Below are 17944 nucleotides of genomic sequence, written 5' to 3' on the forward strand. Positions count from 1 at the left end.
GCTACCGCACGCGTTACTGCGCGTCCGCCCCACCGCCCAGCACCTTGAACAGCGTCACCCGGTTACCCGCTTCCTGCTGCTGCAGGGCGATCAGGTCCTGCTGCGCAGCGTACAGGCTGCGCTGTGCATCCAGCGCCTGCAGGTAGCCGTCCAGCCCGGTGCGGTAACGCGCATCGGCCAGCGTATAGCTGCGCTGGCTGGCGGCGACCAGCGCACGCTGGGCCTCCATCTGCGCGATCAGGTGATCCCGCGTGGCCAGCGCATCGGCCACTTCACTGAAGGCCTGCTGGATTGCCTTCTCATACTGGGCGATGCCGATGTCCTTGCCGATCTTCGAGGCATCCAGCGAGGCCTTCAACGCGCCGGCGTGGAATATCGGTGCGGTGATGCTGGGCGCGAACGACCAGCCGCGGGTGCCGGCCGAGAACAGCGTCGACAACGCGGTGGAGCTGTGGCCGTAGTTGGCGGTCAGCGTCAGCGTCGGGAAGAACGCGGCGCGCGCGGCACCGATATCGGCATTGGCTGCCTGCAACGCGTGTTCGGCGGACAGCACGTCCGGGCGCTGCAGCAGCACGCTTGAGGGAAGGTTGGCCGACAACGGTGCCAGCGCCACGGTGCCATCCAGTGCCTGCGCGCCGGGCAGCAATGCCGCGTCCAGCGGCGCGCCCACCAGCAACTGCAGCGCATCGCGATCCCGCGCCTGCTGGGTCTGCAGCTTGGCCAGCGCAGCGCGCGCGGCTTCCACGCTGGTCTGCACCTGCGACAGGTCCAGGCCCGAGGCCAGGCCCTGTGCATGGCGGGCCTCGGTGCGCTGCAGGGTCTGCTGCTGGCTGTCCAGGGTCTGCCGGGTGAACGCCAGCGACTGCTCGTCCGCCGCCAGCGCCAGCCACGCCGTGGCCACTTCGGCCACCAGGCTGGTGCGCGCGGCGCGCTGGTTCTCGGCGCTGGCCAGCCAGTTCTGCAGGGCCTCGTTGTTCAGGCTGCGGATGCGCCCGAACAGGTCCAGCTCCCAACTGCTGATACCCACCTGCACGGCATCGGATTCGGTTATCTGGGTGGCACCGGTCTCGCTGTTGGCATCACTCACCCGCGAGCGGGTGACACTGCCACTGGCATCCACCGACGGCAGCAGCGCCGCGCGCTGGATGCGGTACTGCGCGCGTTCCTTCTGCACCTGCAGCACCGCCACGCGCAGGTCGCGGTTGTTCTGCAGCGCCAGCGCGATCACCTGCTGCAGGCGCGGTTCCAGGAACACCTCGCGCCACGCCGGCATCGTCAATACCGGCTCGGCCTCGCCCGTGGCGGCATTGCCGATCTGCGCCGGCACCGGCGCCTCGGGGCGCTGGTAGTGCGGGGCCATGCTCACGCAGCCGCCCAGCACCGTGGTCATCGTTGCGGCCGCCAGGGCGCGCAGCAGCATCGGCTTCATGGGTTTGCCTCCGCGGCAGTGGCATCGGCCGGCGCGCGGCCCGGGAACAGGCGGCGCACCAGCAGGTAGAACAGCGGCACGAAGAACATGCCCAGCACCATCGAGGCGACCGTACCACCGGCCACGCCCGTACCCAGCGAACGGCGCGCGGCCGAACCGGCGCCGGTGGCGAACACCAGCGGCAGCACGCCCATCAGGAACGCCAGCGAGGTCATCACGATCGGCCGCAGCCGCAGGTACACCGCCTGTAGGATCGCCTCGCGCGTGCTCTTGCCCTGCTGCTCGAGGATGCGTGCGAACTCGACGATCAGGATGCCGTTCTTCGCCGCCAGACCAATCGTGGTCAGCAGCCCAACCTGGAAGTACACGTCGTTGTTGAGGCCACGCAGGTTCATCATCAGCACGGCGCCGAACACACCCACCGGCACCGCCAGCATCACCGCGAACGGCACCGCCCAGCTTTCATACAGCGCGGCCAGGCACAGGAACACGAACAGCAGCGAGATGGCATACAGCATCGGCGCCTGGTTGCCCGAGAGCTGCTCCTGGTAGGCCATGTCCGACCACGCGTGGCTGAAGCCTTCCGGCAGTGTGTCGGCCAGGCGCGCGATCTCAGCCATCGCCTCACCGGAACTGACGCCCGCTGCCGGCTGCCCGGTGATTTCCATCGCTGATACGCCGTTGTAGCGCTGCAATGCGGCCGGCGCACTGGTCCAATGCGTGCTGATCAGCGACGACAGCGGCACCATCTGCCCGGCCTGGTTGCGCACGCTCCAGCGCTCGATGTCCTGCGGCTGCATGCGTGCTTCGGCCGTGCCCTGGATGAACACCTTCTTGATGCGGCCCTTGTAGATGAAGTTGTTGACGAAGTCGCCGCCCAACGCCGCGTTCAAGGTGTCATTGATGTCCTGTGGATTCACGCCCATGGCCTGCGCCTTGGCGTCGTCCACCTTCACTGCGTACACCGGCGCGTCTTCCAGGCTGGCGTAGCGCACGTTGACCAGCTTCGGATCCTTGGCGGCCTCCTTCAGCAACGTGTTGCGCGCAGCCACGGCGGCGGCATGGCCGGCACCGCCTTCGTCCTGCAGTTCCAGGGTGAAACCGCCCGCGTCGCCCAGGCCGAGGATGGCCGGTGGCGAGGTGATGAATACCTGCGCATCGGGCACGCTGGCCATGGCCGCGGTCAAGCGCGCGGCGATGGTATCGGCATCGTCCTTGCGGTCATCCCAATCCTTGAGCCGGATGAAGGCCTGGCCGACGTTCTGGCCGCTGCCGGTGACACTGAAACCGGCGGTGGCCTGGATCGAGAGCACGCTGTCGTCCTTCACCGCGGCCGCACTGAGGCGATCCATCACTGCACGGGTCTGCTCCAGGGTGGAGCCGGCTGGCAGCTTCACCAGCGCGTTGAGCATGCCCTGGTCCTCATCGGGCAGGAATGCGCCGGGCAGGTGCCACAGCAGCAGGCCTGTGGCCACGCTCAGCACCAGGTAGAACAGCACACCCAACGCGCGCCGGCCGAGGAAACCATCGACGCGATGGCGCAGGCCATTGGAGGTGCGCTCGAAGCGGTGGTTGAACCAGATGAAGAACTTGCCCAGCAGGCTCGGCTCGCCGCCGTGATCGCCATGCGGATGGCCGCCCTTGGGAATCTGATGCAGGATGCTGCCGCACAGCGCCGGGGTGATGGTCATCGCCACCAGCACCGACAGGATCATCGCAGCGGCAATCGTCACCGAGAACTGGCGATAGATCACGCCGGTGACACCGCTGAAGAACGCCATCGGCAGGAACACCGCGGTGAGCACCAGCACGATGCCGACCAGCGCGCCGGTGATCTGGCCCATCGCCTTCAGCGTGGCCGGCTTCGGTGCCAGCCCTTCGAAGGTCATCACCCGCTCCACGTTCTCCACCACCACGATGGCATCGTCCACCAGCAGGCCGATGGCCAGCACCAGTGCGAACATGGTCAGCGTGTTGATCGAGTACCCGAACGCCGCCAGCACGCCGAACGTGCCCAGCAGCACCACCGGCACCGCGATGGTCGGGATCAGCGTGGCCCGCCAGTTCTGCAGGAACAGGTACATCACCAGCACGACCAGCGCGATCGCCTCGATCAGGGTGATCACCACTTCCTTCAGCGAGATGGTCACGAACGGCGTGGTAGTGAATGCCACGTGGGCGGTGTAGCCGTGTGGCCAGTACTTCTGCAGCTGCTGCAGCCGTGCATCGATGGCCTTGGAGACGGCGATCGCGTTCGCACCGGCATTGAGTTCAATGCCCAGCGAGGCCGACGGCTTGCCGTTGAAGGTGCTGATGCTGTCGTAGCTCTCCGGCCCCAGACCGATCGTCGCCACGTCGCCCAGGTGCACCACGCTGCCACCGGCGTCGGCCTTGAGCACCACCTGCGCGAACTGCTCGGGGGTGTGCAGACGGCTGCGCGCGGTCACCGTGGCGTCCAGCTGCTGGCCCTTCAGCGCCGGCTGGCCGCCCAGCTCACCAGCCGACACGTCGGTGTTCTGCGCCTGCAGTGCGGTCTCGATGTCCGACGGCATCAGTGCGTACTGGCGCATCTTTTCCGGGTCCAGCCAGATACGCATGGCGTATTCCTGGCCGATCGGCTGGATGTTGCCGACGCCGCTGACACGGCTGATCTGGTCGTCGATGCGCGCCTCCATGAAGTTGGCGACATCGAAGTTGTCCATGCTGCCGTCTTCGCTGGTGAACGACAGCACCTCGAAGATCGAACCGCTGGACTTGGTGATGGTCAGCCCATTCTGCTGCACCGCCTGCGGCAAGGTGGCCATGGCCGCCTGCAGCTGGTTCTGTACCTGTACCTGCGCGGTGTCCGGGTTGGTGCCGGTGGCAAACACCAGGTTGACCTGCGCCGAGCCATCGGAGGCGCTGGTGGAGGTCATGTACATCAGGTGGTCCAGGCTCTGCTGGGACTGCTCGATGACCTGGGTGACCGCGTTTTCCACGGTCTGCGACGAGGCACCGGTGTAGGTGGCGCGGATGGTGATGGTGGGCGGGGCGATCTGCGGGTAGCGGTCCACCGGCAGGATCAGGATTGCGAGCAGGCCGAGCAGGCTGACCGCGATGGCGATCACCCAGGCGAAGATCGGCCGGTCGATGAAGAAACGAACCATGCGCGGCAGGCCTCAGTGCGACGTTTCGTCGGTGTTGCCGTTCGGGTCGATCGCCGGCATGGCGGCCAGCTGCGCGGTGGTGGCCGCTATCGCCTTCACCTGCTGGCCGAGCGAAACCGCACTGCCGTTGCTGACGATCACCCGCTCACCGGCCTTCAAGCCCTGCGTGATCTGCCACTGGTTGCCCACCACCTGACCAATGCCGACCCGGCGTTCCACCACATGGTCCCTGGCGTCGAGCAGGCGCAGCAGCGGCTCGCCGCGTTCATTGCGCAGCACCGCCTTCTGCGGCACCAGCAGCGCGCGCGCATCGGTGGCCATCGGCAGCACCGCCTTCAGATACATCCCCGGCAACAGCAGGCCGTCCGGGTTCGGAATGACCGCACGCAGCACCACGTTGCCGGTGCCCGGATCGACCGCACTGCCGACGAACTCCAGGGTCCCTTCATGCGCGTACGTGCTGCCGTCCTCCAGCAGCACCTTCACCTGTGCCTTGCCATCGATGGCCTTCACCAGGCCGGCATCGAGCTGCTTGCGCAGTGCCAGCATCTGCGTGCTGGACTGGGTCACATCCAGGTACACCGGATCCAACCGTTGAATGGTCGCCAGCGCCGCGTCCTGGCCGGCAGCGACCAGCGCGCCGGCAGTGACGCTGGAGGTGCCGATGCGGCCGTCGATCGGTGCGCTGATCCGGGTGTAGTCGAGGTTGATGCGGGCGGCCTGCAGCGCAGCGCGCGCGGCAATCACATTGGCCTGCGCCTGCTTCAGTGCCGAAGTGGCATCGTCGGCATCCTGCTTGCTGGCCGCATCCAGGCCCAGCAGCGTGCGCGTGCGCTCGGCCTTCGGCTGCGCCGACAGCACGGTGGCCTCGGCCTGCGCCAGCTGGCCACGAGCAGTATCGAAGGCGGCCTGGTACGGCGCCGGATCGACCTGGTACAGCAACTGCCCGGCCTTGACCTGCTGGCCTTCGGTGAACAACCGCTGGCGGATCAGCCCGCCGATCTGCGGCCGTACCTCGGACACCTCGAACGGCACCGCCCGACCAGGCAGGGTCTGCTGCAGCGCCAGCGGCTGCGCGCTGGCGGTAATGACGCCGACTTCAGGCGTGGCTGGCGTTTCGGACCTGCCCGCCGAGCAGGCCGCCAGGGACATCAGCAGGGGCAACAGCAGCGGATGGGGGGAGCGGGACAGCGGGCGCGGGAGTGACATGGGGGGCGTGGGGGCCTTGCGTTGACCCGTGCACGCTGCCGTGGAACTGTGCAGAGAATATGGAGAATGTGCGACCGGCTCAGCTGGCGCTTGCTTTCAGCGCCGCATGCGCCGCTAATGGCCTCCGCGATGGTGAAGATTCGACTCAAATTCGGCCTGACCGCGAAGACCTTCCTCGCGATCTTCACCGCCTGCCTGCTGGTGCTGGCAGTGAACGGCATTGCCAGTCGCGTTGCGTTCCAGACCGGCTTCCTGGACTACCTCAACGACCAGGGCGACCTGCGCATGCAGCGCCTGATGCCCCACCTGCAGCGCGAGTACAGCGCGCACGGCGGCTGGGAGCATCTGCGCGGTGACAGTGACCGCTGGGCGCGGCTGCTGCGTCCGGATCTGGCCCATGGACACGAGGGACCGGTGCCGCCGCTGTCCGACCAGACCGGCGTACCGTCGCGGCTGGGCCTGTTCGATGCGCGCCACCGGTTCGTGGCCGGCAACCCCGATGCCACCAGTGATGACGAGCCGCATCCTGTGCAGCTGGACGGGCACACCGTCGGCTGGCTGGGCATGGTGCCGTTCCAGACGGTCATCGCCACCAACGATCTGAACTTCTACAACACCCAGGTGCGCGCCTGGTGGGTGATCGGCGTCGCCCTGCTGCTGGTGACGGTGCTGCTGGCCTGGCTGGTGTCGCGTGCGCTGCGCCAGCGCCTGGCCAAGCTGGCCGCGGCCACGCACCGGCTCGCCGCCGGTGACTACGCCACACGCATCGAACGCACCAGCGACGACGAACTGGACGCGCTGGTCAACGACTTCAACCGGATGGCACAGGCGCTGGACGATACCGAGCGCAACCGCCGCGCGTTCATCGCCGACATCTCGCACGAGCTGCGCACGCCGCTGGCGGTGGTGCGCGCCGAGCTGGAAGCGATCGAGGACGGCATCCGTCCATTGGACCGCGCCAACCTCGGTGGCCTGCAAAGCGAGATCCGCCAGCTGGGCAAGCTGGTCGACGACCTGCACGATCTGTCGATGACCCAGTCCGGCGGCCTCGCCTACCGCTTCGCGCCGCTGGACCTGGTGGCGCTGCTGCGCAGCGAACTCAATGGCATGCGCGTGCGCTTCTCCGCGGCGGGGCTGGCCCTGGAAGAAGCGCTGCCCGCCACGCCACTGCAGGTATCCGGCGACGAACGGCGCCTGCAGCAGGTCCTGGCCAACCTGTTGGAAAATGCGCTGCGCTATACCCATACCGGCGGCCGCGTACGTGTGCAGGCGGCTCGCGTACCTGCCGGCGTGCAGCTGATCGTGGAAGACACCGCACCGGGCGTGCCGGCCGACAAGTGCGCGCTGCTGTTCGAGCGCTTCTACCGGGTGGAGAGTTCGCGCAACCGTGCCAGCGGCGGCAGCGGGTTGGGCCTGGCCATCAGCCACAACATCATCCTCGCCCACCACGGCCACATCCACGCCGAGCCCTCACCACTGGGCGGGCTGCGCGTGGTCATCACCCTACCGGAGCCTGCATGAGCACGTCCCCCGCTGCGTCCGCGAAGATCCTGATCGTCGAGGATGAGCCACGCCTGGCCTCGGTCCTGCGTGACTACCTGGCGGCCGCCGGCATGACCAGCGAATGGGTGGACGATGGCGGCCTGGTGATCGACGCGTTCGCGCGCTACCAGCCTGACCTGGTGCTGCTGGACCTGATGCTGCCGCAGCGCGATGGCGTGGACCTGTGCCGCGAACTGCGCGCAGCCAGCGACGTACCGGTGATCATGGTCACCGCGCGGGTGGAAGAGATCGACCGCCTGCTGGGCCTGGACATCGGTGCCGACGACTACATCTGCAAGCCGTTCAGCCCGCGCGAGGTGGTCGCGCGGGTGGTGGCGGTGCTGCGCCGCTATCGCCCGGACCCCGCTGCACGCGCCAACAGCGGCCTGCACATCGACGAACCGGCGGCACGCGCCACCTGGAACGGCAAGGGCCTGGACCTGACGCCGGTGGAGTACCGCCTGCTGCGCACCCTGCTGGCCACGCCCGGCCGGATCTGGGCACGCGATGAACTGCTCGACCGCCTCTATCTGGACCATCGCGTGGTGGTCGACCGCACCGTCGACAGCCATGTGCGCAACCTGCGCCGCAAGCTGTCCGATGCCGGCATGGAAGGCGAGCCGATCCGCTCGGTATACGGGATGGGTTACAGCTACGAACCGTAGCGGGTAGTGCCGGCCGCTGGCCGGCAACCGCGCGGCACGCCTGGATTTCCGTGGTTGCCGGCCAGCGGCCGGCACTACCCGTGCGCACCTGCGTTACACTCGAGCACGCTCGACATCAACGAATCACGACTGCATGGACGACATTCACCCGATCGCGCCGGACAAGCGCGCCGCCCTCCTTTCCACCCTCGCCGGGATCGAACAGCGCCACGATGTGCGTGTGCTGCTTGCCTGCGAATCGGGCAGCCGCGGCTGGGGCTTCTCCTCGCCGGACAGCGATTACGATGCACGCTTCATCTACGTGCATCGCCAGCCGTGGTACCTCAGCGTCAACGAATCCACCGGTCCCGGCGAAGCACAGCGCGATGTGATCGAGCTGCCGATCGACGAGGAGCTCGATGTCAGCGGCTGGGACCTGCGCAAGGCACTGCGGCTGGTCTCCAAGTCCAATCCAACGCTGATCGAGTGGCTGCGTTCGCCGATCGTGTATCGGCAGGAGGACGCTGCGGTGGCGCAACTGTGGGAGGCGGCGAAGGAGTTCTATTCGCCGCTGGGCAGCTGGTGGCACTACATGAGCATGGCGAAGACCACGTACAACCGCCATCTGGGCGAGCCCACCATCAGTACCAAGAAGTACCTGTACGTGCTGCGTGCCCTGCTTGCCTGCCAGTGGATCGAAAGCGAATCCACGCCGCCGCCCATGGCCTTCGAGGACCTGCTGGACCGGCTGCTGCCGGACGGTCCCGTGCGCGACGCCATCGATGCCCTGCTGGTGGTGAAGCGAGCCAGCGCCGAAGTCACGGCCCGTCCGCGCGTCGTCATCATCAGCGACTACATCGACCACGCAATGGCCGTGCGCGCCGCGCAGGCCCCGACGCTGCCGGCTGGACAGGGCGACAGCGCGTGGCTGGACGTGCTGTTCCGGAAGATGCTGGCCGAACACGCGCCTGCATAGGCGACCGCGCCTGCTTCTGGTAGTGCCGGCCGCTGGCCGGCAACCTCATGGCGCGCCTGGATTGCCGTAGTTGCCGGCCAGCGGCCGGCACTACCCCGTGGTCCGCACGCGGCGTGCGGACCACGCGGGTATCATCGTCGTGAACGCCCTGATTTCCGGAGACACGATGAACCCGCTGCGCCCTTTCCGCGACAAGATGCCCGTCCTCGGCGAGCGCGTGTACATCGATCCGGCCTGCACCCTCATCGGTGACGTGGAACTGGCCGATGACGTGTCGGTGTGGCCGGGCACGGTCATCCGCGGCGACGTCAACCATGTGCGCATCGGTGCACGCACCAACGTGCAGGACGGCACCATCATTCACGTCAGCCACCACAGCCCGTACAACAAGGCCGGCTACCCGACCCTGATCGGCGAAGGCGTGACCGTCGGCCACGGCTGCATCATCCATGCCTGCACGATCGGCGATTACAGCCTGATCGGCATGGGTGCCTGCATCCTCGATGGCGCCCGCGTGGAGCGCCATGGCTTCGTCGGTGCCGGTGCGGTGGTCGGCCCGGGCAAGGTGGTGGGTGAAGGTGAGCTGTGGGTGGGCAACCCGGCCCGGCCGGCACGCACGCTGAGCGACAAGGAGATCGAGGCGCTGCATTACTCGGCCGACCACTACGTGCGGCTGAAGGATGAATACCTGGGCTGAGCGGCCAACGCCGCCATGCGGCTCTGCTAAAGTCTGGGCCCGACCAGGACCTGTCGAGACCCCCATGCCTGTGGCTGCCTGCCGGAGAGGACTCCGGCGCCCACAACGAAGGCCATCGCGCTGATGGCCGCACCGATGCTCGATACCTACCGCGAGGTGGTGACGCCGGAGGGTGTGCCGCTGCAGTTGCCGGCGGCCGGTCCGGTGCCGCGGGCGATGGCCTGGCTGGTCGATCTTGGCGTGCGCATCGCGGTGCTGGTGCTGATGTCGTTCCCGCTGGCGCTGCTGGACAAGTTCGGCACCGGGCTCTACCTGGCGCTGATGTTCCTGGTCTACTGGGCCTACCCGATCATCTGCGAAGCGCTGTGGGGCCGCACCCTGGGCAAGCGTGCGCTGGGCCTGCGCGTGCTCGCCCGCGATGGCGCGCCAGTGGGCTGGATGGCCGCGGTCACCCGCAACCTGCTGCGCACCGTGGACATGCTGCCGTTCGGCTATGCACTGGGCCTGATCAGCAGCCTGTTTGATCCGCATGGCCGCCGCCTCGGTGACCTGGTGGCAGGCACCGTGGTGGTGCACGCACCGGCGCTGTACCTGCCGCCACCGCCGACCATCGACAGCGTGCTGGCTCCGCCACAACCGTTGCGGCCGGAAGAGCAGGCCGCGCTGATGGCCTTTGCCGAGCGCGCACCTCGACTGTCGCCGGCGCGCCAGCAGGAGCTGGCCGGCATCGCCGAACCGCTGACCGGTACCCACGGCCAGATCGGTGTGCTGCGCCTGTACGCGATGGCCAACTGGCTGCTGGGACGGCGATGAAGCAGGAACAGTTCGTCGCCCGCTACCAGCAGGAATGGCAGGACCTGGAGCAGTGGCTGCTGCTGCGTGCTGGCGTGTCGCGCCGCACGCGCCGGAAGGCCAGTGGTCTGTCGCTGCACGACACCGCCTTCCCGCAGCGCTACCGGCGCCTGTGCCAGCAGCTGGCGCTGGCCCGTGAGCGCGGCTACAGCCCACAGCTGGTGCAGCGCCTGCAGCAGTTGATGCAGCAGGGCCACAGTGTGCTGTACCGCACACCGCCGACGCGCTGGCGCGCGGCGCTGGAATTCCTCGTGGCCGACTTCCCGCTGCTGGTGCGCAGCCAGGCACGCAGCATGTGGGCGGCGCTGGCGATGTTCGCGCTGCCAGCGCTGGCCTGCTTCGTGCTGGTGCAGGTCTATCCGGACCTGATCCACATGCTGATGGACAACCGCCAGATCGCCGAGATGGAGCGCATGTACGATCCCGCCGCCGAGCGCCTGGGGCGTGACAGCGGCACCGACTGGATGATGTTCGGCCACTACATCATGAACAACATCAGCATCGCCCTGCGTACCTTCGCCAGCGGCCTGCTGGCCGGGCTGGGCACGCTGCTGGTGCTGCTGTTCAACGGCGTGATCATCGGTTCGGTGGCCGGTCACCTGCAGCACATCGGCCACGGCGACCCGTTCTGGCGCTTCGTGGTCGGCCACGGTGCCTTCGAGCTGACCGCGATCGTGATTGCCGGCGGCGCCGGCCTGCAGCTGGGCATGAAGCTGCTGGCACCGGGCCGGCGCAGCCGCCTGGATGCACTGGTCGACGGCGGCCGCATCGGCGCCCGGCTGTGCCTCGGCGTCGCCTTCATGCTGCTGGTCGCGGCCTTCATTGAAGCGTTCTGGTCATCGATCGCCGAAGTACCGGCGTGGGGCAAGTTCAGCGTGGCCGGCGTGCTGTGGGCCGGCGTGCTGCTGTGGCTGTGGCGCGGCGGACGCGGAGGCAGCGATGCGCATTGACCACCTGGACGTGGTGTTGCGGGCGCGCAGCGGCTGGGAAGCCATGGAGCTGGGCAATGCCCTCGCCCGCCGCCACGCGCGTGCGGTGTGGGGCAGCTGGTTGCTGGCCAGCGCACCGCTGTTCGTGATCTTCAACGCGCTGGGCTGGTGGCTGGATGCGTTCGGCTGGGCCTGGCTGGCGATGTGGTGGTGCAAGCCGCTGTTCGAACGCGCACCGCTGTACGTGCTGTCACGCGGCATCTTCGGCGAGCCGGTCGGTACGCTGGCGGCGCTGCGCGTCCAGCGTCACTGGGGCAACAGCGGTTTCTGGGGCTACCTGGGATGGCGCCGCTTCAGCGTGCTGCGCAGCCTGTGCCTGCCGGTGAACCTGCTGGAGGGCAACGCCCCCGCCCAGCGTGGTCCACGTCGGCGCGCGGTGGCGGCCGGTGCCGCTGGCGCCGCACTGGTGCTGACCATGGCCTGCATGGCCTTCGAAGCGGCGCTGGTATCGGGCGCGATCGGCGCAGTGTTCATGTTCATGCCGCTGGAGCTGATGTCCGAATCCTGGCGCGCGGCGTGGGACATGATCGGCCGGGATACACCGGCGTGGGCGCGGCTGGGTTTCAACCTGGCGTGCTGGCTGGCCTCGGTGATGATCGGCCCGTTCTTCGTCGGTGGCGGCTTCGGCCTGTATCTGAACCGGCGCACGCAGATGGAAGCCTGGGACGTGGAAATCGCCCTGCGCCGCCTGCGCGATCGCCTGCTGCCGGCCGCATCGACGCTGGCCCTGCTGCTGTGCCTGGCGCTGCCACTGGTCTCCGCACCGGTGCATGCGCAGGACGCAGATGCCGGGCCGGAGCGTGTGCTGGGCAAACCCAGCGACGTCGGCGCCGATGCGGGCGACGACGAAGCCACGATCGACCCGGCCAACACCCCGGCAACGATCTTCGGTACATCGCCGGTGGACACCGCCGGTTTCCGCCAGGCGGTGAATCGTGCCTATGAGGATCCGCTGCAGCGCCCGACCCGTCAGATCACGCACTGGAAGCCGATCGAAAAGGCCGAGGAAAAGAAGAAGGAAGACAAGTCGCTGCAGAGCGACAGCAGCAACAATGGTGAGCGCAAGCGGCGCAAGGACGGCATCGCCTGGCTGGCACGGTTGGCCGAGTGGGGCCTGTGGGGCCTGCTCGGCGTCCTGCTGCTGGTGCTGCTGCTGACCGCACGGCTGTGGCTGCCGTGGCTGCGCGGCAGCGGGCGGCGCAAGGTCGAGGCGGCACCGCAGGTGGTGGAGGAACAGGTGACGTTGCCGGTGGTGCTGCCGCCGGACGTCGCCACCCAGGCCGGCCTGTTGTGGGACCAGGGCCGGCCACGCCAGGCACTGGCGCTGCTGTACCGTGCCAGCGTGCGTACCGTCGGCGAGCGCAGCGGCATCGCGTTGCCACCCGGCGCTACCGAAGCACAATGCCTGCGCGCCTCGCGGCGCATGCCCGAAGCAGCCGACCGTGATCTTTTCGCGCGCATCGTGCGCATGTGGCAATACGCTGCCTATGGTGGACGCCTGCCCAGCCGCAGCGATTTCGACGCGCTGGCCGAGACCCTGCGCCAGCAGTACCGGTGGCAGGCATGAGCCCGCGCCTGTTCTGGTCGTTGCTGCTGGGCGTGCTGGTGCTGTTCGGCGTGCCGCTGACCATCCTCTACCTGCGCACGCACGAGCGGGTCACCGAAACGCTTCCGCTGCCGCCGCAGGGCGAGGCCGCCTACAACCCGCTGTACGTGCTGGGCCAGGCGCTGCGCGCCGACGGCATCGACGTGCACGCGCGGCCGCGGCTTGAGCTGCAGCAGATGGCGCTGGCGCCGCACGACACCGTGGTGCTGTTGCAGGACAGCAGCGAGCTGCCGGCACCCACCGTGAAGCAGCTGCTGGACTGGGTCGACCGTGGCGGCCATCTGCTGGTGCGCACGCCGCCGCCGGCCGAGGACGATGCCAGCAGCACGCAGGGGCCGCTGCTGGACCAGCTGGGCGTGGACAGCCTGTTCCAGCGCAGCGACTGCCAGCCGTTCCACATCGACGACGACACCGGTCACAGCGAATTCTGCGGTGGCCGCCGCTTCACGCTGGGCTTTGCCGCCAAAGCGCAGGCAGAGCGACGCTGGGGTGGTGATCGCGATCTGGTATTCGCGCGCCTGCGCCACGGACAGGGCAGGGTCAGCGTACTGGCCGACATGGAGTTCATGCGCGGCGATGTCGACTCGCCTGCAGCGCGGCTGGCGGCTGCCGCCGGCAAGGCCAGCGACGGCCTGCATGATCCTGCCCACCGCGACCTGACCCGCTACCTGCTCGATCCGAACTACGGCAAGGGGGCGGTCTGGCTGGTCTATGCCAGTCAACCGCCATCGCTGTGGGCGCGCCTGTTCTACCAAGGCTGGCCGTTGTGGGTGCCTCTGCTGCTCGCTTTGCTGGGCTGGTTGTGGGGCCGCTCGCAGCGCTTCGGCAGCCTGCTGCCGTCACCGGTGCTGGAACGCCGCTCGCTGCTGGAGCACGTACGTGCCAGTGGCGAACTGCTGCTGCGCTTCGGTCACGGCACGCGCCTGTACGAAGCCGTGCTCGCGCTGTTCCTGCACCGCCTGCGCCTGCGCGCGCCGGTTGCCGCCGCACTCGATGGCGCGCCGCGTGACCAGGCCATCGCCGAGCTGCTGAAGTGGCCGCAAAGCCGCGTCGCCAGCGCGCTCTCACCCCCTCCGCCGCACGATTCCTCCGCCCTGCGCGAGCGCATCCGCTTGCTGCTCCAGATGAGATCCCTGCTATGACCGAAGTCCCCGAGCTGCCGGCGGCCGCCAACGCCCGCCTGATCGAACGCGTCGATGCCATCCGCGACGCCATCGGCCACGCTTTCATCGGCCAGGCCGAGGTGCTGGACCAGATCCTGGTGGCCCTGCTCGCCGGCGGCCACGTGCTGATCGAGGGCGTCCCCGGACTGGGCAAGACCCTGCTGGTGCGAGCGCTGGCACAGGCCCTGGAGCTGGACTACGGCCGCGTGCAGTTCACCCCCGACCTGATGCCCAGCGACGTCAGCGGCCACGCGGTGTACGACCCGAAGAGCGAGAGCTTCAAGATCCGTCGCGGTCCGGTGTTCACCAACCTGCTGCTGGCCGACGAGATCAACCGTGCACCGGCCAAGACCCAGTCGGCGCTGCTGGAAGTGATGCAGGAAGGCCAGGTGACCATCGAAGGCAAGGCCTTCACCCTGGCGCCGCCGTTCATGGCACTGGCCACGCAGAACCCGCTGGAGCAGGAAGGCACCTACCCGCTGCCGGAAGCACAGCTGGACCGCTTCCTGCTGAAGGTCCTGATCGACTACCCGCAGCTGGAGGACGAGAAGCGCATGGTGACCGCGATCACCAGCGGCCGCGCCGCCAGCGATTTCGACCTGAGCCAGGTGCCGCGCGTGCTCGGTGCTGGTGAGCTGCTGGAACTGCAGCGTGCCACCGCCGCGATCACGGTTGACGACGAAGTGATCGACTACGCGGTACGAATCGTTGCCGCCACTCGGCAGTGGCCGGGTATCGCGGTCGGCGCCGGCCCGCGTGGCAGCATCGCGCTGGTGCGTGCCTCGCGTGCACAGGCGGTGCTGGCCGGTCGTGATTTCGTCACTCCGGATGATGTGCGCGACATCGCGCGCCCTGCGCTGCGCCATCGCATCGCGCTGGCACCGGAACTGCAGATCGAAGGCCAGGACGCCGACGACGTGCTGGGCGCACTGCTGGCCAAGGTGGAAGCGCCGCGTCGATGAGACCGGCACCGCTGCTGCTGTTGCTGCTGCTGGCCTGGGCCGCGCTGGGCGGCCTGGTGCTGGGCGGCGTGCTGCCGCGCTGGAGCTGGGCGCTGGCGGCGCTGGCGATTGCCGTGCCGGCGTTGATGGATCTGTGGCGGCAGTCGCGGCGTCCGTCGCCGCAGGTGCAACGCGAGCTACCCGAGGCGCTGGCACTGGGCGTGCGTCGCGAAGCCGCGCTGCGCCTGCAGGCCGAACAATCGATGACGGTGCAGGTGTTCGACCTGGTGCCCGGCGGCTGGCCGCTGGAATCACTGCCGCAGCGCGTACGCCTGCAGGGCGGCAGTGCCTCCACCCTGCACTACCACCTGCAGCCGCTGCAGCGTGGGCATTTCCGCTTCGAAGGCGTGCACCTGCGCATGCGCTCGCCGTGGCGGCTGTGGTGGCAGCAACGCACGCTGCCGCCCGCACTGGACGTGCGGGTCTATCCGAACTTCGTGCCGCTCACCCGGTTTGCGTTGTTCAGTGCCGACCAGGCCTCGCGGCTGGTCGGTGCACACGTGAAGCGCCGCCGCGGTGAAGGCACCGACTTCCATCAGATGCGCGAATACCGCGTGGGTGACAGCCTGCGCCAGCTCGACTGGAAGGCCACCGCACGTGCGCGCAAGCTGATCTCGCGCGAGTACCAGGACGAGAAGAACCAGCAGTTGCTGCTGATGCTCGACAGTGGTCGGCGCATGCTGGCCAGCGAAGGCGGGCTCTCGCACTTCGACCACGCGTTGAACGCCTCGCTGGTGGTGGCCTACCTGGCGCTGCGCCAGGGCGATGCCGCCGGCCTGTTCGCTGCCGGTGGCGAACGCCGATGGGTGGCGCCGCAGCGTGGCATGGGCACGGTCGAGCACCTGCTGCGCGCCAGCTACGACCTGCAGCCGCGTGCGGTGGCCACCGACTATCTGGCCGCCGCCACCGAGGTATCGCTGCGACAGCGCCGGCGTGCGCTGGTGATGCTGGTCAGCAACGTGCGCGACGAGGACATCGAAGACCTGCTGGCGGCGGTGCGCCTGCTGCAGCGCCGCCATCTGGTGTGCGTGGCCAGCCTGCGCGAACGCGAACTGGACGCTGCGCTGGAAGGTGACGTGCAGACCCTGGAAGACGCGACCCAGGCCGGTGCCGCTGCACTGTACCTGCAGCAGCGCGCGAAGGCGCATGAAGCGCTGCGCAGCGAGAAGGTGATGGTGCTGGACGTGACCGCCGATGCCCTGCCTGGTGCGCTGGTGGAACGCTATCTGGCGGTGAAGCGCGAGGGGTTGCTCTGATCGATGGCGCCGGGCCATGCCCGGCGGCTCTGTCGGGACCGCTGCGCTCGCCGGGCATGGCCCGGCGCTACCGGCACATTGCTCTGGTTCGCAGCCGCTCTGGTAGGTGCCAACCTTGGTTGGCACAAAACCCAACCGCCGACCAAGGTCGGCCACTACCAATTGCGGTTGCCGGCCAGCGGCCGGCACTACCCATGTCGCCCTGCCACCGGCGTCACTCGTCCTCGTCGACCTTGGGGGCGCCGCACCGTCATCAGACGTAGATCCGCGTCGGCGCCTCGTCCACGATCGCATGCGGCACGAAACGCGCACTGTCGCGGGTGATCGCGCTGTCATCCTCGCGGATGCCGATGCCACAGGCGTGGTCACCGATCACCCAGCTGCCGATCAGCGGATAACCGCCCTCGAAGCGGGTAAGCGGGTGCGCACGCTGGATGATCGCCGGGCCCTCGTACGGCCCGTCACTGCGCTGGGTGCTGCCATCGGCCAGGTGCATCTCGATGTTGGCGCCTTCGCGCGAGAACAGCGGCTTACGCACCCAGCCCGACGCCAGCGTGCTGCCGTCATCGAAATGCGCTTCCAGCAGGTTCGGATGGCCCACGTTGCGCTGCCACAGCAGCGGCAGGATGCCCTTGTTGCTCAGCACCGCCTTCCACGCCGGCTCCAGCAGCTGCACGCCCGAGCGGGGCAGCGCGCGGCCGAATTCCTCGGCCATCAGGTCTTCCAGCGGGTACAGCTTGAACAGCGTGCCGATCACCGCATCGTCCAGCGCGGTGAAGCGACCGTCCTCGGACAGGCCGATATCCTCGATGGCGATAGCCTGGCCATGCAGGCCGGCCTGCGACGCACAGTCGCGCAGGTAGTCGACGGTGCCACGGTCCTCCTCGGAACTGCCCACCGCGCTGAAATACAGCGGCGGCGGCAGCTGCGTCGCCAGCTCGCCGAAGCGTTCGACCAGCGCCTCATGGATCGCGTTGAACTGGTCGGCATGCTGCGGCAGGCGCCCGGCATTGCGCTGGTCTTCCAGCCACTGCCACTGGAAGAAGCTGGCCTCGAACAGCGAGGTCGGCGTGTCGTAGTTCAGTTCGTACAGCTTGGCCGGGCCGGTGCCGTCGTAGGCCAGATCCAGGCGACCGTACAGATGCGGCTGGCGCTGGCGCCAGCTGTCGGCGATCCAGTCGCGGTAATGCGACGGAATCGCCAGCTGGTCCATCAGGCGTTCGCTGCCGATGACATCGCCGACCAGGTCCAGCGCCATCTGGTGCAGCTCGGCGCTGGGGTCTTCGATGTCCTGCTCGATCTGGCGCAGGGTGAAGGCGTAGTACGCGCTTTCATCCCAGTACGGCTGGCCATCGATGGTGTGGAAGCGGAAACCCGCCTCTTCCGCGCGTGCCCGCCACTGGGCACGCTCGGCAATCCGGATACGCTGCATGG

14 protein-coding genes are annotated in these 17944 nt (G+C 68.3%); 10 read left to right on the top strand and 4 right to left on the bottom strand.

Annotated elements, in window-relative coordinates; genetic code table 11:
• Window positions 1-13 precede the first annotated feature (13 nt).
• The 3 genes from smeC to smeA are packed head-to-tail and all read right to left on the bottom strand — an operon-like array spanning window position 14 to window position 5784.
• Window positions 14-1429 carry a multidrug efflux transporter outer membrane subunit SmeC gene (gene smeC / locus SMAL_RS19485; protein WP_012512407.1) on the bottom strand — a complete coding sequence of 472 codons (1416 nt, stop codon included), beginning with the start codon at window positions 1427-1429 and terminating at the stop codon, window positions 14-16.
• Window positions 1426-4575, bottom strand: coding sequence for a multidrug efflux RND transporter permease subunit SmeB (gene smeB, locus SMAL_RS19490; RefSeq protein ID WP_012512408.1), 3150 nt, complete (start codon window positions 4573-4575; stop codon window positions 1426-1428). The genes smeC and smeB overlap by 4 nt, the downstream gene beginning before the upstream one ends.
• Window positions 4576-4587: 12 nt before the next feature.
• On the bottom strand, window positions 4588-5784 hold the full coding sequence (gene smeA, locus SMAL_RS19495) for a multidrug efflux RND transporter periplasmic adaptor subunit SmeA (RefSeq protein WP_012512409.1): 1197 nt from the start codon (window positions 5782-5784) through the stop codon (window positions 4588-4590).
• Between the two features lie 117 nt (window positions 5785-5901).
• Here smeA and baeS point away from each other — a divergent pair, with 117 nt between their 5' ends.
• The 10 genes from baeS to SMAL_RS19545 all read left to right on the top strand — a co-directional run bounded on the left by baeS (window position 5902) and on the right by SMAL_RS19545 (window position 16510).
• A complete protein-coding gene (gene baeS / locus SMAL_RS19500) occupies window positions 5902-7305 on the top strand; it encodes a sensor histidine kinase efflux regulator BaeS (protein ID WP_041864604.1) in 1404 nt (467 codons plus the stop codon).
• Window positions 7302-7991 (top strand): response regulator, encoded by a 690-nt coding sequence (locus SMAL_RS19505; protein WP_012512411.1) that lies wholly within the window; start codon window positions 7302-7304, stop codon window positions 7989-7991. Before baeS ends, SMAL_RS19505 begins: the two co-directional genes overlap by 4 nt.
• A 133-nt stretch (window positions 7992-8124) precedes the next feature.
• Complete coding sequence (locus SMAL_RS19510; RefSeq protein ID WP_006400370.1) at window positions 8125-8946, top strand: nucleotidyltransferase domain-containing protein; 822 nt, start codon at window positions 8125-8127, stop codon at window positions 8944-8946.
• A gap of 166 nt (window positions 8947-9112) precedes the next feature.
• A complete protein-coding gene (locus SMAL_RS19515) occupies window positions 9113-9643 on the top strand; it encodes a gamma carbonic anhydrase family protein (RefSeq protein WP_006400490.1) in 531 nt (176 codons plus the stop codon).
• A 123-nt stretch (window positions 9644-9766) separates the two neighbouring features.
• Complete coding sequence (locus tag SMAL_RS19520; protein ID WP_006400492.1) at window positions 9767-10456, top strand: RDD family protein; 690 nt, start codon at window positions 9767-9769, stop codon at window positions 10454-10456.
• Entirely contained in the window at window positions 10453-11445 is a 993-nt protein-coding gene (locus SMAL_RS19525) for a stage II sporulation protein M (RefSeq protein ID WP_012512412.1), read from the top strand. Before SMAL_RS19520 ends, SMAL_RS19525 begins: the two co-directional genes overlap by 4 nt.
• On the top strand, window positions 11435-13051 hold the full coding sequence (locus SMAL_RS19530) for a DUF4129 domain-containing protein (protein WP_012512413.1): 1617 nt from the start codon (window positions 11435-11437) through the stop codon (window positions 13049-13051). The genes SMAL_RS19525 and SMAL_RS19530 overlap by 11 nt, the downstream gene beginning before the upstream one ends.
• The gene (locus SMAL_RS19535) at window positions 13048-14232 is read left to right on the top strand and encodes a DUF4350 domain-containing protein (protein WP_012512414.1); all 1185 of its coding nucleotides are present in this window, start codon (window positions 13048-13050) and stop codon (window positions 14230-14232) included. The genes SMAL_RS19530 and SMAL_RS19535 overlap by 4 nt, the downstream gene beginning before the upstream one ends.
• Window positions 14229-15215, top strand: a complete 987-nt coding sequence (locus tag SMAL_RS19540; RefSeq protein WP_012512415.1) for an AAA family ATPase — start codon at window positions 14229-14231, stop codon at window positions 15213-15215. The genes SMAL_RS19535 and SMAL_RS19540 overlap by 4 nt, the downstream gene beginning before the upstream one ends.
• On the top strand, window positions 15212-16510 hold the full coding sequence (locus SMAL_RS19545; protein WP_012512416.1) for a DUF58 domain-containing protein: 1299 nt from the start codon (window positions 15212-15214) through the stop codon (window positions 16508-16510). The genes SMAL_RS19540 and SMAL_RS19545 overlap by 4 nt, the downstream gene beginning before the upstream one ends.
• Window positions 16511-16763: 253 nt before the next feature.
• Here the strand turns inward: SMAL_RS19545 and SMAL_RS19550 are convergent, their stop codons facing one another.
• Window positions 16764-17942 (bottom strand): glutathionylspermidine synthase family protein, encoded by a 1179-nt coding sequence (locus tag SMAL_RS19550; RefSeq protein WP_012512417.1) that lies wholly within the window; start codon window positions 17940-17942, stop codon window positions 16764-16766.
• Window positions 17943-17944 lie beyond the last annotated feature (2 nt).

The organism is Stenotrophomonas maltophilia R551-3 (assembly GCF_000020665.1).
Taxonomy (GTDB): domain Bacteria; phylum Pseudomonadota; class Gammaproteobacteria; order Xanthomonadales; family Xanthomonadaceae; genus Stenotrophomonas; species Stenotrophomonas maltophilia_L.